The sequence below is a fragment of the Candidatus Erwinia dacicola genome, assembly GCF_001756855.1.
Lineage (GTDB): Bacteria > Pseudomonadota > Gammaproteobacteria > Enterobacterales > Enterobacteriaceae > Erwinia > Erwinia dacicola.
In genome coordinates this window covers 1-1,180 of the sequence record NZ_MAYS01000489.1, presented here as the reverse complement: position 1 = coordinate 1,180, position 1,180 = coordinate 1, and the positions used below count along the sequence as shown (strand labels likewise).

Sequence of the window (1,180 nt, the reverse complement as noted above, 5' to 3'; positions counted from 1 at the left end):
TCACTGTACGACTGGATACAAGTTCAGATGAAGGTGCTGTCGCATCACTCGGATACGGCAAAGGCGTTCGCGTACCTGCTGAAGCAGTGGGACGCGCTGAACCTGTACTACAGCAACGGGTGGACGGAGATCGACAACAATATCGCGAAGAACGCACTGCGGGACGTTGCCCTGGGCAGGAAAAACTGCCTGTTCGCCGGTTCAGATACGGGTGGAGAGTGGGCAGCCGTGCTGTACTCGCTGATCGGCACCTGTCGGCTGAATGATGTGGTGCCGGAGGCGTGGCTACGTTATGTTCTGGGCCATATCCAAGACTGGCCGGTAAACCAACTGCGCGATCTGCTGCCGTGGAAAACCGATCTTACATCTGTATAAGCGTCAATACGGTCTGGATGTGACCTAGCCCGCCTTATAGCTGTGCAGGCGATTCATGGCTTTCTGCCGGTCTTCCTTCAACCACACTTCCGTGCAGCGCGCCGCTTCATCGACCGCATCATCAATCAACTTCTGCTCTGCCAACTGCGGCTTGCCAAGTATGAAGCCGACCACCTTATTGCGATCGCCCGGATGACCAATGCCAATGCGCAGGCGGTGGAAATTCAGGTTGTTACCCAGCTTGCTGATAATATCTTTCAGGCCGTTATGACCGCCGTGGCCGCCGCCCTGCTTGAACTTTGCCACGCCGGGCGGCAGATCCAGCTCGTCATGGGTGACCAAGATCTCTTCCGGAGCGATGCGGTAGAACGTCGCCATCGCGGCGACCGCTTTGCCGCTTAGATTCATAAACGTGGTCGGCACCAGCAGGCGTACATCCTCACCACCGATGTTTAACCGGGCGGTGTAGCCGTAGAATTTGCTCTCTTTCTTTAATGACTGATTGTGGCGTTCAGCCAGCAAATCAACGTACGAGGCTCCGGCATTGTGACGCGTGGCGGCGTATTCAGCGCCGGGATTGGCTAGGCCAACAATCAGTTTGATGCTACTCACGTGTCGTGTTTCCTGAAGCGTGCGGGGGAAAGCAGCTAGTTTACGCAAGCCGTTGCGAGAACTCAAAGATCTGCGCAAAAAGGGGCACTGTTGCAAAGATATTGATGAGTTAGATGAGTTAGCCTTCGTGTTATTGAAAGGTCTTATCTTTCAAAGACTCTGCTCACCAGACGCATCTTGCCTAGGGGATGCC

Annotated in this window: 2 protein-coding genes; one reads left to right on the top strand and one right to left on the bottom strand. The window is 54.8% G+C overall.

What is annotated here, in order from left to right:
• The coding region (locus tag BBW68_RS12775; RefSeq protein ID WP_148127670.1) for an IS66 family transposase at positions 1-375 on the top strand (375 nt) is incomplete at its 5' end.
• A 24-nt stretch (positions 376-399) separates the two neighbouring features.
• Here the strand turns inward: BBW68_RS12775 and pth are convergent.
• Entirely contained in the window at positions 400-987 is a 588-nt protein-coding gene (pth, locus tag BBW68_RS12770; protein WP_070135652.1) for an aminoacyl-tRNA hydrolase, read from the bottom strand.
• Between the last annotated feature and the right edge of the window lie 193 nt (positions 988-1,180).